The sequence below is a fragment of the Microcoleus pseudofavosus SVA1_A4 genome, from assembly GCF_036700565.1.
Classification (GTDB): Bacteria; Cyanobacteriota; Cyanobacteriia; order Cyanobacteriales; family Microcoleaceae; genus Microcoleus.
This window is the reverse complement of the sequence record NZ_JAUBPE010000032.1, coordinates 26030-41881: the sequence shown is the minus strand read 5'-3', so window position 1 is coordinate 41881 and position 15852 is coordinate 26030. Positions and strand designations below refer to the sequence as shown.

The 15852-nt window shown below is 46.6% G+C and carries 13 protein-coding genes; 10 read left to right on the top strand and 3 right to left on the bottom strand.

Annotated elements, in window-relative coordinates:
* Positions 1 to 463: 463 nt before the first annotated feature.
* Positions 464 to 865: a CO2 hydration-associated protein CupS gene (locus tag QUA02_RS15685; protein WP_333029113.1), complete on the bottom strand. Its 402-nt coding sequence runs from the start codon at positions 863 to 865 to the stop codon at positions 464 to 466.
* 249 nt (positions 866 to 1114) lie between these two features.
* Between QUA02_RS15685 and QUA02_RS15680 the strand changes: the two genes are divergently transcribed.
* The 7 genes from QUA02_RS15680 to QUA02_RS15650 all read left to right on the top strand — a co-directional run bounded on the left by QUA02_RS15680 (position 1115) and on the right by QUA02_RS15650 (position 10139).
* Positions 1115 to 1267: a hypothetical protein gene (locus QUA02_RS15680; protein ID WP_333029112.1), complete on the top strand. Its 153-nt coding sequence runs from the start codon at positions 1115 to 1117 to the stop codon at positions 1265 to 1267.
* Between the two features lie 133 nt (positions 1268 to 1400).
* Positions 1401 to 2438, top strand: coding sequence for an aldo/keto reductase (locus QUA02_RS15675; protein ID WP_333029111.1), 1038 nt, complete (start codon positions 1401 to 1403; stop codon positions 2436 to 2438).
* 874 nt (positions 2439 to 3312) lie between these two features.
* Positions 3313 to 4614, top strand: a complete 1302-nt coding sequence (locus QUA02_RS15670; protein WP_333029110.1) for a glycosyltransferase family 1 protein — start codon at positions 3313 to 3315, stop codon at positions 4612 to 4614.
* Positions 4615 to 4734: 120 nt separating this feature from the next.
* Positions 4735 to 5961: a UDP-galactopyranose mutase gene (gene glf, locus QUA02_RS15665; RefSeq protein WP_333029109.1), complete on the top strand. Its 1227-nt coding sequence runs from the start codon at positions 4735 to 4737 to the stop codon at positions 5959 to 5961.
* A 104-nt stretch (positions 5962 to 6065) separates the two neighbouring features.
* Positions 6066 to 6422 carry an STAS domain-containing protein gene (locus tag QUA02_RS15660; RefSeq protein ID WP_333029108.1) on the top strand — a complete coding sequence of 119 codons (357 nt, stop codon included), beginning with the start codon at positions 6066 to 6068 and terminating at the stop codon, positions 6420 to 6422.
* A 365-nt stretch (positions 6423 to 6787) separates the two neighbouring features.
* Positions 6788 to 8671 carry a glycoside hydrolase family 2 protein gene (locus QUA02_RS15655; protein ID WP_333029107.1) on the top strand — a complete coding sequence of 628 codons (1884 nt, stop codon included), beginning with the start codon at positions 6788 to 6790 and terminating at the stop codon, positions 8669 to 8671.
* A gap of 349 nt (positions 8672 to 9020) precedes the next feature.
* Positions 9021 to 10139: a glycoside hydrolase family 1 protein gene (locus QUA02_RS15650; RefSeq protein WP_333029106.1), complete on the top strand. Its 1119-nt coding sequence runs from the start codon at positions 9021 to 9023 to the stop codon at positions 10137 to 10139.
* A 93-nt stretch (positions 10140 to 10232) separates the two neighbouring features.
* Here the strand turns inward: QUA02_RS15650 and QUA02_RS15645 are convergent, their stop codons facing one another.
* Together QUA02_RS15645 and QUA02_RS15640 are read right to left on the bottom strand one after the other, a co-directional pair.
* Positions 10233 to 11678: a hypothetical protein gene (locus QUA02_RS15645; protein ID WP_333029105.1), complete on the bottom strand. Its 1446-nt coding sequence runs from the start codon at positions 11676 to 11678 to the stop codon at positions 10233 to 10235.
* 63 nt (positions 11679 to 11741) lie between these two features.
* Positions 11742 to 12593 (bottom strand): hypothetical protein, encoded by an 852-nt coding sequence (locus QUA02_RS15640; RefSeq protein WP_172186902.1) that lies wholly within the window; start codon positions 12591 to 12593, stop codon positions 11742 to 11744.
* A 222-nt stretch (positions 12594 to 12815) separates the two neighbouring features.
* Between QUA02_RS15640 and QUA02_RS15635 the strand changes: the two genes are divergently transcribed.
* The 3 genes from QUA02_RS15635 to QUA02_RS15625 all read left to right on the top strand — a co-directional run bounded on the left by QUA02_RS15635 (position 12816) and on the right by QUA02_RS15625 (position 15848).
* On the top strand, positions 12816 to 13307 hold the full coding sequence (locus QUA02_RS15635; RefSeq protein ID WP_333029104.1) for a helix-turn-helix transcriptional regulator: 492 nt from the start codon (positions 12816 to 12818) through the stop codon (positions 13305 to 13307).
* Positions 13308 to 13518: 211 nt separating this feature from the next.
* The gene (gene galT, locus QUA02_RS15630; protein ID WP_333029103.1) at positions 13519 to 14604 is read left to right on the top strand and encodes a galactose-1-phosphate uridylyltransferase; all 1086 of its coding nucleotides are present in this window, start codon (positions 13519 to 13521) and stop codon (positions 14602 to 14604) included.
* 122 nt (positions 14605 to 14726) lie between these two features.
* A complete protein-coding gene (locus QUA02_RS15625) occupies positions 14727 to 15848 on the top strand; it encodes a M24 family metallopeptidase (protein WP_333029102.1) in 1122 nt (373 codons plus the stop codon).
* The last annotated feature ends 4 nt before the right edge of the window (positions 15849 to 15852 follow it).

Sequence of the window (15852 nt, the reverse complement as noted above, 5' to 3'; positions counted from 1 at the left end):
TAATGTCGATCGCACTTTCGTTGTGTTTCTTATTGTATCTTACTTAGGACAAGGCCTCGTAAACCCGGTTTCTCGGATAAATGTTGGGTTTGGTGGCATGGTATCTACGCATCAACCGGGAATCAGCCCAAGAGTGCAAAATAAATGGGGCGCTAATTATCGGCAATTGCTAACAAGTCGCGATTCCCTACGGGATAGCTTCGCTTCACGCACTTTTTTATTTTTTTGATAATTTTTTTGTTCCGCGTACCTATCGCAGTTGGCCTGCAACCTGTGGGGCCGGTAAATCCAGCAGCGACAAATTTGGGGCCCACTCAAGCTGAGTGCGATCGCCCAATTCCCGCTGCTCTATAATAGTTTTAATTATCTAGCTGCGTAAAATATTTAAACCTCAACTAAAACAGGGCGGTGGCTAACAACAGCCACCGCCCTCAAGATAGTATTGCGCTATCTAAATCTGTGCTTACGCAGGAAGCAAGACTGAATCAATAATGTGGATGACGCCATTATCAGCAGCAACATCGGCTGTTGTAACGGTAGAATCATTGATTTTGACACCATTGGAAGCATCAATTTTAACTTCTGAACCTTCAACAGTCTTGGCAGATTTCAGCTTGACTACATCAGCAGCCAGAACTTTGCCAGAAACGACATGATAAGTCAAGATTTTTGTGAGCTTAGGAATGTCCTTAAGCAATGCCTCTACAGTACCTGCGGGAAGCTTAGCAAAAGCTTCGTCAGTAGGCGCGAAAACTGTGAAAGGGCCAGGGCCTTTGAGAGTATCTACTAAACCAGCGGCTTGGACGGCAGCAACTAGGGTTGTAAAAGAGCCTGCCGAAACGGCGGTATCAACGATATCAGCCAAGAGAGTCACCTTGTTTTTGTAATCTGTAAATCACTATAACGCTAAAAAGTTAATTTAGCTACAGATATTTTTTCTTTTTCAGTTGGGTTTTCTTATATAAAATAGAACATTTTTTTATATAACTCATGTCAGTAAATACCTACCTAAAGGTAGATTAGAATTTACCGATTTTACTGTATTTTAATTTAGAAATGTAATCCTAAATACATTGAGCAGCCGATCGCCCCAGATATAGCAGATTGCAAGTTTATGAAGTACACCGATCGATCCGTAGGGACACTTCAAGAGCCGTGTCCCTACAATGGCTTACCTGAAAAGTGCTGTATCGATCGCCCCTGCGTGGTGTTAAAAGTAAATGCAGGGCGAGAGCTCCCAGCCATCGCCCGTGCTACGACATTTTGATTAACTTGGCAAAACATTCAACCTCGATCTTTGCGCTAACACACCGCAAAAGTCCGCCACCCCCGACTGATGGCAACAGTTTGGGAAATCCCGATCTAAACTGTTAACAGCCATTAACTAACGGATGGGTGATATGAGATACAAACTACTAGGTCACAGCGGACTTCGCGTTTCAGAAATCTGCCTCGGAACCATGACTTTTGGGGAAGAGTGGGGTTGGGGCGGTTCTTACGAGGAAAGCCGCAAAATGTTCGACGCATTTGCAGAAGCGGGCGGCAATTTCATTGATACCGCGAATCTCTACACCAACGGTACTAGCGAAAAATATGTCGGCGATTTCATTGCAGCCGATCGCGAAAAATGGGTAGTTGCCACTAAGTATAGCCTCAACATGAAAAATGGCGAAGTCAACGGTTTCGGCAACCACCGCAAAAATATGGTGCAAGCAGTAGAAGCAAGTTTGAAGCGGCTGCAAGTTGAATACATAGATTTGCTGTGGCTGCACGCTTGGGATTTTACCACACCCGTCGAAGAAGTGATGCGCGCTTTTGACGATTTGGTGCGCGCCGGCAAAGTTTTATATATCGGCATTTCCGATACGCCGGCTTGGATTATTTCTCAAGCAAATACGATCGCCCATTTACGCGGCTGGACGCAATTTGTCGGCCTACAAATAGAATACTCCTTAAAAGAGCGAACTCCCGAACGAGATTTGCTGCCAATGGCAAAAGCCTTTGATATTGGCGTCACAGCTTGGAGCCCCCTAGCCGGCGGTTTGCTGAGTGGAAAATACAACACTTCCGAAACAGCTAGCGAAACGAAGCGGTTGGATTCAACAGCAGCCGGCAAAATTAGCGAACGCGACTTAAAAATCGCTGCGGAAGTTAGCTTCATAGCCGCCGAAATTGGCAAACCTGCTTCTCAAGTAGCCCTAAATTGGCTGCGACAACAGTCAATCGAAGTTATTCCGATTGTGGGTTCCCGCAAACTCTCGCAACTTCAGGAAAATCTTGCTTGTTTGGAGTTTGAATTAACTCCCGAACAAATGCAGCAGTTAGACAAAGTAAGCGCAATTGAATTGGGTTTCCCCCACGATTTCTTAAAGAGTTCGACGGTGCAAGATTTTGCCTTTGGAGGGGGAATCGCCAAAATTGACAGCCGCCGACTGTAAAGTTGCTGCTATCTTCTAATCGCGGGTTTACTTGAATATTTGGCACGGGAATTGCAGATATCGGCGAACCCACCCTTAGAGAGATGATTGAGATTGGTGCTCGCTCGCGTGACTTTAACCTCCCGCTCCGAGCACCAATGTCATCACCTTGGTTTCTTGCCGCAGACTCGCGTAAAACCCTAGGTTTTTTGTCAAGAAACGCGGTTTCTCCGGTGTTGTTGAGAATGGTGCAAGATGTGAGTTTAACCGGACTCCATAAACTGTTATTTATTAATCTATCGCAAGTTAGAAATCTTGAAAATAATTGTATATTAGGATACAAAATTTTTGTAGCAGCGATCGGATTAGTTTAAAAAAGGCAAGGTTTGTCAAATCAAAAGGCAAAAAAAACCCGCGCGAGCGAATCTATCCCGAAGGGAATCGCAAATTTTCTCTACTCTACCAAATACTGCAATAAAACTAGCTCGGTTTTAACCCCGTATCTGCCTGTTAAGAGTCATTTTACAAGGTCGATCGGCATTTTAACCGCTTTTGAACCAAGCGTGCAAGCTAGGCGCCGGCTGAGATCGAAGTCATCCTTAAGATAGAAGTAATGGCAGAAAAACTAAGTTACATTTAACAACAATAGCAAGTCTAAGAATATTAACTTATCTCCAAGTTTCACTACTGAAAAAAGCAGATAAGCGTGTTTTTCCGCAGCTAAGCAGTTGCTTTGTTTAGCCCAATGAATGTGGCACTTGCTCGTCAATAAAAATTCTCAGATTGATGCTTGCAACTTTCAGCAAGACACTGCTGAGAAGGATATCTTATTGACAAATTTTCTTTTACCAATTTTCGCCTACAAATTTTCATTGACAAATTCCCGAGGCTAATTATGTCCCCGCCCGAAAACTCAGTAAACAAAAATTATAGCAATAAAGGTCGATCGTGGGAGATCCGATTTACCTCGATAGATACAGCAAAATCGCCCTCTCAATTCGCTCCCTCGCCCGCATTGCGCGCCAACTTATCAAAAGCTGCTGCTTTAAATGCACCCGATTTAGTTTGCCTGTCTCATCTGCGGTGGAATTTCGTCTATCAGCGTCCGCAACATCTCTTGAGTCGCTGCGCCAAAAATCGCCGCGTATTCTTTGTAGAAGAACCGGTTTTGAGCGCGGCTACAGATTGGTGGCTAGATGTCAGCATCCACGAAAGCGGAGTGTGGGTAATAGTACCGCACCTCAGCAAAGGAACCAGCGAAGCAACAGCACAAACTGCTCAGCAAGCCATGCTAGATGATTTGTTTCGAGCTGCGGAAATTAGCCAGTACATCCTCTGGTATTACACGCCAATGGCTGTCAGTTTCACAAACCACTTAAAGCCGCTAGCTGTAGTCTACGACTGCATGGATGAACTGTCAGCATTCCAAGGCGCGCACCCGGAATTAAAAGCAAATGAAAACCAACTATTAAAGCGCGCCAGCGTAGTATTTACCGGCGGACACAGCCTTTACGAAGCGAAACAGCACCAGCACCCAAACATTCACGCCTTCCCCAGCAGCATCGAAAAAAAACACTTTGCCACAGCCAGGAATCTTTCAGAAGAACCGGCGGATCAAAAAGACATTCCTCACCCGCGTTTGGGATTTTATGGCGTCATAGACGAACGCATGGATATCGAACTGCTGGGGGGCATTGCGGAAGCAAGGCCGGACTGGCATTTAGTCATCATTGGCCCCGTGGTGAAAATCGACCGGGCGACTCTGCCAACTCACCCAAATATACACTATCTCGGGGGCAAATCTTATCAAGAACTGCCCGCGTATCTTGCCGGGTGGGATATAGCAATGCTGCCTTTTGCTATTAACGAATCGACTAAATTTATTAGTCCGACGAAAACTCCAGAATACCTCGCTGCCGGCAAACCAGTTATTTCTACTCCGATCCGCGACGTGGTGCGACCCTACGGAGTAAACGGGTTGGTTCGGATTGCTAGCAATTCTTCAGAATTCGTTGCTTGTGCCCAAGAAATGCTCAACGAAAGTTTGGGCGATCGCACAAAGTGGCTCAGCAAAGTGGACGCCTTTTTAGCAGACAATTCTTGGGACAATACCTGGGGCGAAATGCTGGGGTTGATCGAAAGTGCGATCGACGATAAAAGGCCGAAACCAGAAGGCAGGATGAAAGTTTTAAGTTAGGAACGTTGAGGTTTAAGTTAAAGAGTTACCAATTTATGAATTCAAAACTCAACACTCAACTATGCTCGCTTGTTGATTACCAATTACCAATTACCCTTACCAAAAATCAGAGGTGTTTTAATGTTTGACTATTTAATTGTCGGAGCAGGATTTGCAGGTAGCGTCATTGCCGAAAGACTAGCAAATGAGGCAGGAAAAACAGTCCTGATAATTGATACCCGCAACCACATCGGCGGCAACGCATACGACCATTACGACAACCACGGCATCCTCGTACACAAATACGGGCCCCACATTTTTCACACCAATTCGCGCCAAGTTTTCGAGTATCTTTCGCGGTTCACCGAGTGGCGGCCCTACGAACACCGCGTCCTTGCCAGCGTTGACGGTCAACTGCTGCCAATTCCCATCAATCTCAACACCGTCAACCAACTTTACGGACTGAATCTCACCTCCTTTGAATTAGAAGATTTTTTCGCGAAAGTAGCAGAACCAAAGGATTACATTCGCACTTCCGAAGATGTCGTTGTCAGCAAAGTCGGTCGCGAACTTTACGAGAAATTCTTCCGCAACTACACCCGCAAACAGTGGGGAATGGACCCGTCGGAACTCGACAACTCAGTGATTGCGCGCGTACCCACTCGCACTAACCGGGACGATCGCTATTTCACCGATACCTATCAAGCAATGCCCCTGCACGGCTACACTCGGATGTTTGAAAAGATGCTCGATCACCCAAACATCAAGGTGATGCTGAATACCGACTACCGCGAGATTGAGGGTTTTATTCCTTACGGGGAAATGATTTACACCGGGCCTGTTGATTCTTATTTCAATTACTGCTACGGCAAACTTCCTTACCGTTCCTTGGAATTCAAGCACGAAACGCTAAACGTACCCGTACACCAAGCAGCACCGGTGGTAAATTACCCGAACGAGCATTTATATACTCGCTGCACGGAGTTTAAATACCTCACCGGACAAGAGCATCTAAAAACTAGCATTGTCTACGAATATCCCCAAGCTGAGGGAGACCCTTACTACCCGGTTCCTCGTCCAGAAAATGCCGAGATTTACAAGAAATATAAGGCTTTGGCTGATGCAACTCCGGGAGTCTCTTTTGTGGGAAGGCTGGCGACTTACAGGTATTACAACATGGATCAAGTGGTCGCTCAAGCTTTGACAACTTACACTCAAATTACTACCAAGCCCGTGATTGAATTGGCGGCGAATGTTAACGGTTCTGCTTCTAATGTAAGCTCCTCAAATGAAGTTGCCGATCGCCCAGCCGCAGCTTCTCTAGAAGTCTCTGCTGTCAACGGCAACGGCAAATCTGCTAGCAAGTAGCTGCAAGCTGCGAGTTACGGGTAAAAATGTAAGGTGCGCCATAAGCACCTTACTCAGTTTGGATCAAAAGTTATTTAAGAATTCAAACAAGCGTTGAGGTAAAAATGAAGGTTATAGTTAAAATTGTTTTGTCTCATGAGGTTTTGGAAATATCTCAATTTGCTCATTTTCAGAAAGAAATACAGCGCCTAATAGAAAGCGGAGGCAAAATTCTGATGCTCGATTTCTCAAAAATTAATTTCCTGAAAAATTCGGAGTTAATGGCTGTAGTGGCGATCGTGAAATTAGTTAAAGACAGCGAATGTATACTTTTGATATCGGCTATGAGCCAACAAGTTAGAATGCTATTTGAACTCACGGGACTAGAACAAATATTTCAATGTTTGCCGCCGGAGGAAGAAGTTCCCCTCACAACTAACCGAGCTGAACCGTTAGAAGGTTTGCAAACTGTTGCCAGCTAAACTAGAGTTTTGAGTTGGGGAGAGTGTCCGAGTGTCCGAGTGTCCGAGGGGAAAATCTTTCTCTTCCTTCTCAAAACTTCGGACTGTTTTTGATGGCCAACGGTAGAATATTGGTTTCATGGCGATTGGGTAATCGAGCTGCCAACAACGGAAAATCAAGGGTTTGAGACGAGGACCTAAAAACTTTCCGGATTATTGCTTCTGACTAATGACTAATGACTAATGACTAATGACTTCAAAATAAGAGCTCCTTCAGATGAGGCTGTTTTAATCTACAGAACTTTTACAAATTAATCAGCAAAAAACTTGTCCAAGTCGGGGCAATAGTCGCTAACGTATAAATATAACTTCGGGTAGATGTGCCGATGAGCTGGTTAGGTAGAGAACTAGAAAATTGCGATATAGAAGAGTCTTCCACTCTAGACAGCAAGGTGACTGTTCAAGGGCGGAAAACAGGTTATCCGCGCCCCCAATTGCGCCGGAGCAACTGGATTTGTCTCAACGGTCAGTGGAGGTTTGCTTACGACGATGGGGGAGGCTGCGTGCAGCCGATCGACATTACCGAGTGGACCCGCACGATCGAAGTGCCGTTTGCTCCAGAATCGCCAAAAAGTGGCATCGGCGACACGAGGTTTCACGCTAACTGCTGGTACGATCGCGAATTTGACGTACCCCACACAGAAGGCAGAGTTCTCCTCCACTTCGGGGCCGTAGACTACCGCGCCCGCGTCTGGGTGAACGGTCAGTTTGTTATCGAACACGAAGGCGGACACACTCCTTTCTACGCCGACATTACAGCAGTTATGAACCTCAGCGGGCCGCAGCGGGTGACAGTCTGGGCTCAAGACGACCCGCAAGATTTGGAGAAACCGCGCGGCAAGCAAGACTGGCAAATAGAGCCGCACAGCATCTGGTATCCGCGCACGACTGGCATTTGGCAGACGGTGTGGGTAGAATTGGTGCCTCATACTTATATCGATCGCATCCGGTGGACTCCCCAGTTTGAACGCTGGGAAATCGGTTTTGAAGCGTTTGTCGCGGGCGATCGCCAATCCGGGATTCAAATTAAAGTTAAACTGTCGATCGGCTGTTTGCTGCTGGTCAACGACACCTACGAAGTCATCAACGGCGAAATCCACCGCCGCATCGCCCTCTCCGACCCTGGTATCGACGACTACCGCAACGAACTGCTGTGGAGTCCCGAAAAGCCGACGCTAATCAACGCTCAAGTGCAGTTGTGGGCCGACGGCAAAATGCTCGACGAGATTAAATCCTACACGGCAATGCGGACTGTCAGCATCCAGCGCGATCGCTTCATGCTCAACGGTCGCCCTTACTACTTGAGGCTGGTGCTCGACCAAGGTTACTGGCCAGACACCCTGATGACTGCCCCCTCCGACGAAGCTTTGCGCCACGATGTCGAATTAGTCAAAGCAATGGGTTTCAACGGCGTCCGCAAGCACCAAAAAATCGAAGACCCGCGATTTTTGTACTGGGCTGACGTGCTCGGGCTCCTAGTTTGGGAAGAAATGCCCAGCGCCTACCGTTTCACTCCCAAAGCCGTGCAACGGCTGACGCGGGAGTGGACGGAAGTCATCGACCGCGACGCCAGCCACCCCTGTATCGTAGTCTGGGTGCCGTTCAACGAATCTTGGGGAGTTCCGAATTTAGTCGAAGCCGCAGCCCACCGCAACTACGTGCAAGCGCTGTATTTCTTGACAAAAACCCTCGATCCGACTCGCCCCGTCATCGGTAACGACGGCTGGGAAAGCATCGATACCGACATCCTGGCGATTCACGACTACGACAACAACCCCCAAACGGTGGAAAAACGCTACGGGCCCGAAGTCCAACTAGCCGATTTGTTCGATCGCGGGCGTCCGGGAGGGCGCATCCTCACCCTCGACGGCCACCCGCACCAAGGACAGCCGGTGATGCTGACAGAATTCGGCGGTATCGCCTGCGCCGGCCGCGAAAACCCCGATTTTCACAGAGTTTGGGGCTACGTGCGCGCGTGGGACACGAAGGAACTGCAAAGGCGCTACACCGCGCTGTTGAAGGTAGTAAACCGAGTGGAAATGTTTAGCGGATTTTGCTACACGCAGTTGACCGATACTTTCCAAGAAGCTAACGGTTTGCTGTATGCCGATCGCACTCCCAAATTTCCCATAGACGCGATGGCGGCGGCAACTCTCGGGTGGGATATTCCCGAAGAAATTTCACAGCCGCAAGCTATTACTCAATGCTAAATAGGCTAAAGAATCAAGAGGGTATTTAAGTAAAAGTAGGGTGCGTCGCTGCCACAATCCCAGCTATTTACAAAGATTCCTTAGCGACGCACCATAACGCCATAACTAAAAGTAGAGTGCGTCGCTGCCACAATCTCAGCTATTTACAAAGATTCCTTAGCGACGCACCATAACGCCATAAGTCTGACGTAACTTAAGGTTTAGTCTGGTGCGTCGCTACTGAGATTTTTGCTTTGAGTTGAAGCTAGTCGAGGGCGACGCACCCTACGATACTAAAGTCATTACTACGAACCTTAAAACCTCGCTGTCAACTGTCAACTGTCAACTGTCAACTATCAACTATTTAACGATGTTTCAAAGTTTTTTCATGGGCGGTTTTGAATGTTCCACCCACAGAGTGCAATCTGGAAAACGCCTCGATGTCACAGCCGCCACCGGTCACGATAAATTTGCAGTCGCCGACTACCAACGCTTGCAGGACCAAGGCATTTACACAGTCCGCGAAGGCCTCCGCTGGCACTTAATCGAACAGTCGCCCGGAAAATACGATTTTTCCAGTTCCCTGCCAATCATCCGGGCCGCCCGCGACATGAAAATGCAGGTAATTTGGGATTTGTTTCACTACGGCTGGCCGGACGATATTGATATTTTCAGTCCCGAATTCGTGTCCAGGTTTGCAAACATGGTGCGCGCTTTTATGGAAGTGCTAACTGAGGAAACAGACCAAACACCTTTCGTGACTCCTGTCAATGAAATTTCATTTATTGCTTGGGCAGGCGGCGAAGTTGCTTATATCAATCCTTTTGCTAAAGGAAGGGGAGACGAGCTCAAAACCCAGTTGATCAAAGCTGCGATCGCAGCGATAGAATCAGTTTGGGAAGTCAATCCCAACACCCGCATCGTGCAAATTGACCCCGTAATTAACATTATTGCCGATCCTGACAAACCGGAGGATCGGGACGCGGCGGAAGGTTATCGCTTATCTCAATATCAAGCTTGGGATATGTTGGCGGGACGTTTTCGCCCCGAACTCGGCGGCAAGGAAAAATATCTCGATATTATTGGGTTGAATTATTACGATCGCAATCAGTGGATTCACAATGAAGAGCCGATGAAATACACCGATCCGCTGTACCGCCCGTTTAGCGAACTGCTGCGAGAAGTGTTCGAGCGCTACGGCCGCCCCTTATTCATCGCAGAAACAGGCACTGAAGACGATTTTAGACCGGTCTGGTTTAATTATGTGTGCACTGAGGTAGCGGCGGCTATGCAAGCAGGAGTTCCGATAGATGGAGTTTGTTTGTATCCGATCGTCAACCATCCGGGTTGGGATGACGATCGCCACTGCTACAATGGTTTGTGGGATTATTGCGATGAAAAGGGCGATCGAGAAATTTACCAACCTTTGGCGGATGAATTGCAGTTTCAAAGGCAGCAGATTGAACCGCTGCTGAAGTTGAAGAATTGATAGCTGCGATCTAATTCTGTAGGGTGCGCTGCGGCGCACCTTATACTAAATCTGCGTTAAAAATTCCCGATGATTTCCTAATATTTTGTTCGATCAACTCAGCATAAAAGAGTCAAGCTCATCTACATTATGAATAATCTTGGAATCAGGAACGCCATAAGCTTCAGCTAATTCGATACTAGCTTGCAATCTCAATTCAAGGTTTAAGTTAGAGTCAAAAGCTGCTTCCGCTAAGTTACCTAATCGTTCATAGGTAGCAACAAGATTAGCAACGGCTGCCTTATAACCGCGGTCAATTTTAGCGAGGGACTGTTGATAATATTGTTCCACTTGTCGAGCAAGATAAGTATCTTTTCCCAATAACTGCTTGCAGAAACCAGTCACAATTCGACCTGCGATCGCACCAATGACAGCGCCAACAACAGGAATCGGAATCAAAGCTTGTCCGATAGTAGCTCCAGCAGCAACAATGGCTGAATCAGCACAAGCGAACAAACTTAATTCAACGAATTGATCGCGAGTAATTTCCCCTCGATTCAAACTACCGACTAAACTAGCAATTTCCATGCCTGCACTAACAAAAGCACCAGCTAAAGGTGCAGATATTTGGGCAAAATTGGTTAACCCATAAATAGCCGTTGCCGATATACCACTAAGCGCAGCTCCTTTTGCGGTATCAAGTCCAATTTCTTGCCAATCTTCGAGGGTTAATTCGCCCTTGAAAACGTTTTTACCTTGCTTATACTTGGCGTAAAGCTTAGTAGCAAATCGAATACTACCACCAATAACCGCGCCTTTAACAGCAACGTTACCAAAATCAGCCAGAGTAGGTTGAGCCTCGTAGCGTATCCCATCCTTAATTTGTTTGTGTTCTTGCTTTAATTCATGCTCTTTGCGGTCTAGCGTATCGTCAACTTTGCCTATTTGCACATCTTCATAGTTAGACGATCCAGCTTGAACAGTCTGAGTGAAAGGACGACCAGACATCTGCTCTATTTCTTGAGCTTTTTCTTGTATTTTTTGAGCAGTACGACTTGTTATTCCCTCGACTTGTTGCCCTTTCAATATTTTATCAAAAATTTCATATTGGTTTTTAGGGATGTGGTAATATGACCCATCTCTGCCAAAGTTTTCGTATTTATTCATGTGGTCGAGAACGTGGTCTAAATTATTGCCAATCCCATTCACAAATTTAGACTGTACTTTAATACCATCAATTAAATAATCTTCCGGTGCTGTTCTACCCACTCCCTCAAAAGTAGCGCGAGTTTCAGAGGAGTTCAAAATAGATTTTGCATTGCGAATACCAACTTCCACTTGCTCAGCTATTTCACCGTGTTTTGTGCTTGTGTTTCCCAGAATTTTTTCGGGGATACCTACAAAATCACGAACTTTATCAATCTCCCCGATCGCTGCAAAAAACGCTCGGTCTTGTTTACTGAGTTCCGTTGCAAGCTGTTCTGCATGGCGCAGATTTTCCTCGGCTACTATTGCAGCAACGAATTGAGTTGTCAGATGTCTATCTTCTCTTTTTTCCATGTTTAAAAAATAGCAGCATTACTCCCTAATTGCTAGAGAACAATGCTGCACTCCTAATTATAATTACAGTTTCAGGTCTACGGTCTTTTTAAGCGACTGGCTCAGCGCTTCAATAGAATTGATTAAAGTCGCCAGCCTTTGTTTGAGAGATGACCTAAAATTCAGGTAATTCAAAGCTGCATTCTGCTTAAAGTATTGCAGTTCACTTTGAATAAAATTCGCTAGTTTGACAGTTTCCCCCTCAAGAAGATTGACTTCTTTCTTGGTGATGTTGACTTTAGCTGTGTCACCTTCAATTTCAAGAGCGCGGTTAGTAGCTTCTCTCCCAATTTTCTCATTCTCGCTACTTGTCCAAAAAGCACTACCAGCCAAAGCTACACCACCAATCCCCCAGCCAATCGGCCCTGCTAGTGCCAGCAGTGCATTTCCAGCCACCATACCGCCACCACCCACAGTAAGAGCGCCACCTCCTAACCAGGCTAAAGCAGCGTTAACGGCGGCTGCACCGGAAAGAGAAGCAATCGCAGTACCTGTTGAGGCTGTTCCAAAAGTTGTGGCAATTGCCATTGCTGCTGCTGGCCCAAAACAGGCAACTCCTGCTCCAGCCATGACTCCTGCACCACCTGCTGCTGCTACATTGCTGTTATGAGCCGAATAAATTAGATCCCAATCTTTGCCAGTAATTTCCTTGAGCTGAAACTTCAGTTTTGTAACGACTTTGCTAAACTCTTTTGGCGAATTGGCCAACGTGTTAATGTAATTTTCGCATAGTTGGATAATCTCAACCCCCCGATTAACTCGCGTTTGATAAAGACTTCCAGCGGCATTTTGTAAATACTCACAATCTCTTTGGTACTTTTCTACTGCACGGCGCAGTCTATCTTGTGCCTCTTTTTTGTATTCGTGGTTAAACATTTACGGGTAAATACCTAATTATGAGGAGTTTGTGTTGATAACTCTGTCGAGCAGAAAACGGTACGTCGCAAGACGTGAGCCTTTCCCAAATTTCGTGTGTAAAATTAATCACGTTCCTGCTTTCCATGATACTAATCTAACTATCTTTAACAAAGAAACTAATAAGCATTAGGAATTGTGTTAGACTTTGATTATAAAAAATCCAGAAACCTATCCCCTGCAATGGCATCCTCTAACGATCGCTTCCCCGAAGCTGCCCGCGACTGGGACTTAGAAACCCTTTACACAGACCTAGCATCCGCCAAGGGAAAGCGGCTCACGCCCACAGAGAAACAACATCTACGGGGTCTACTCTGTGGCTACAGTCCCGCCGAAATTGCCGAAAGGCTCAGTAAAAACCCCAAGGGAATTGCCGTAGATTTCTGTAATACTTTATACCAATATGTAAAAAATCTTGTAGGCAAAGCTGATGAAAAGGTAGAAAACTGGAGGAAGATTTGTGAATGGCTGGAGGACGCAGGATATAAAACTCAGTCGTCTCCCGAACCTGAATCAGGCGATTGTTTATCCGCAAAAATTATAATAAAAAAAGCAAATGTAGTTCTTGATAAAAATCAAATCATAGTTGATATAAACCTGCGAATCGTAGCTTCGTCACCTTCAGAGATTCCCATTATAGAAAACTTCGATATCAATGGCAATGGTGCAAACTAACGAAAGTGCGATCGCACTCCCCATAACAAATCACACTTAAATACCTCCTTTATTCTTCAGTCCGCGCAGGCGGACTTCGTGCGTGTAGACGCGGTTTCAACCGCCGAGTATCTTTTTAACATAATTTGCGACTTTAGATAGGCGCGAATTCTCAAAGCACGAAGTTATACTCTTAACATCTATTAAAAGCGATCGCCCGCCCCAACAAAAAATGTACGTCCAAACATTGCGAAAACCAGACGGCCGCCCACTCACACTCTACAGCCGCTACCCAATCCCAGAAGGAATCGCGGCCGTAAGTCCCAGCAATGAACCCGTACAGGCGAACCCGCACTTTCGCTGGCATCCTTTGCGGGGGGAATGGGTAGCATACGCCAGCCACCGTCAGGGAAGAACTTTCATGCCGCCGCCGGAATACAACCCGCTAGCTGCTACAATCAATCCCAAATTCCCGACTGAATTGCCGCCGGGAGATTACGATATAGCTGTTTTTGACAACCGCTTTCCCTCGCTGACTTTGCAGGCAAAAAACGCACCTGCAAGTATTGTAGAAACTTTGCCCGCTAAGGGCATTTGCGAAGTGGTAGTTTTTACTCAAGATCCGCTGGCTTCCCTCGGCGCTTTGGAGTTATCTCACTTAGAATTGCTGTTAGAAGTATGGGCCGATCGCACTTCAGTAATCGGCAGCAATCCCGAAATTGAATACGTCTTGCCTTTTGAAAATCGCGGCGTCGAAGTGGGAGTGACTTTGCACCATCCCCACGGTCAAATTTACGCTTACCCGTTTGTGCCTCCGGTGCCGGCGCGGATGTTAGAATGTCAGTCGGTTTACTATCAAAAAAACAGTAGCGGTTTGCTGCAAGATTTGATTCAAAAAGAGATTGCCGACAAACAGCGAATTCTTTATTTAGACGAAGAGGCGATCGCCTTTGTCCCCGCTTGCGCCCGCTACCCTTACGAAGTGTGGATTGCGCCCATCGCCCCCGCTGCCACATTTATCGATCTTACCGAAAAACAGCGCCAATCACTCGCTAAAGCCTTAAAAACAGTCACCCTCAAATATGACGGTTTGTGGCACCGCCCGTTTCCTTATTTGATGGCTTGGTTTCAAGGGCCGACAGACGGGAAACCGCACCCAGAGGCGCATTTGCACGCCGAGTTTTATCCGCCCTATCGATCGAGCGATCGGCTAAAATATCTAGCAGGAACCGAACTAGCCGCCGGAATGTTTGCCAACGACGCTTTACCCGAAGAAAAAGCTAAAGAATTGCAAGCAGTATCAGTCAATCTATTTTAGATTTGAGATTTGAGATTTGAGATTTTAGATTGAGGAAATGCTGACTCAAATAATTGATTTTCTTCCTTCTTCGTGGGGTGTCCCGCCCGCCCTAAAAATATAATTTAGATGCAAGAAAGCAGATGATAAACTCATTAAACCCAGAAGTTGACAGCAAACTTGAATTCATCCGCAAAGCCTTAACCGAAACAAAAGCGATCGCCCTTCGCTTGCGCGGTACAGACTGGTTTGCCTGGGCCACAGCCGGCGGTTCCCATACAGTATTGCTAACCGCAGAAACCGGAGTTGCAGAAATATTAATTACCGCCGAAAACGCTTGGGTTCTCACCGATGAAATCGAAGCCCAGCGCTTGCAAGATGAAGAATTGCCAGCCAACTTTCAACTGCACATCTATCCTTGGGCAGATGTTTCACAGCGCGAAGCTTTTGTCAAAGAAATTACTGGTGGCGGTAACGTGATGAGCGATCGGCCCAATTCCCAAGAAATGCCAATAATCGCATCTTTACAATCCCGCAAACAGACAATGATGTCAAGCGAATTAGAGCGATACCGGCGAGTCGGGCGTTTAGCCAGCGAAGCGATGACAGAGGTACTTTCCGCAGCAAAACCAACATGGACAGAATATCAGCTAGCGGGAGCCGGTGCAGAGGCATTGTGGGCCAGAGGTTTGCATCCAGCCCTGACATTAGTTGCTGGAGAAAGGCGTTTGCCGCTGTACCGCCACGCCACCGCAACCGCCGAAGAAATTGGGCGGCAAGCAATGTTAGTATTTTGCGCGAGGGGATGGGGTTTGTATGCAAATTTAACCCGATTTGTCAGTTTTGACTTTCTTGGAGAAAAGCATTCAGAGTTGCACCGACAAGTCAGAGAAATTGAAGCCGCCGCGCTGAATTCGTGCCGGCCGGGAGTACCGCTAAATGCGGTTTATGATACGCTGAAAACTGCTTACGAAGAGGAGGGATATCCTCAAGCAATTAGGCAACACCATCAAGGCGGAACTACCGGATATTTGGCGCGAGAGGTTGTGGCAAATCCGGCTACTTCAGATATTTTAGCAGAAAATATGGCTGTGGCTTGGAATCCGAGTTTGTCGGGAGCAAAAATTGAGGATACGTTTGTAATTCACAGCGATGGAACGTTGGAAAATTTGACATTCGATCCGAATTGGCCGAGTGTAGAAGTAGCGGGAAGATTGCGGCCAGTACCGCTGGAAATATGGGACGATCGACCATCGTCCATTTAACTTA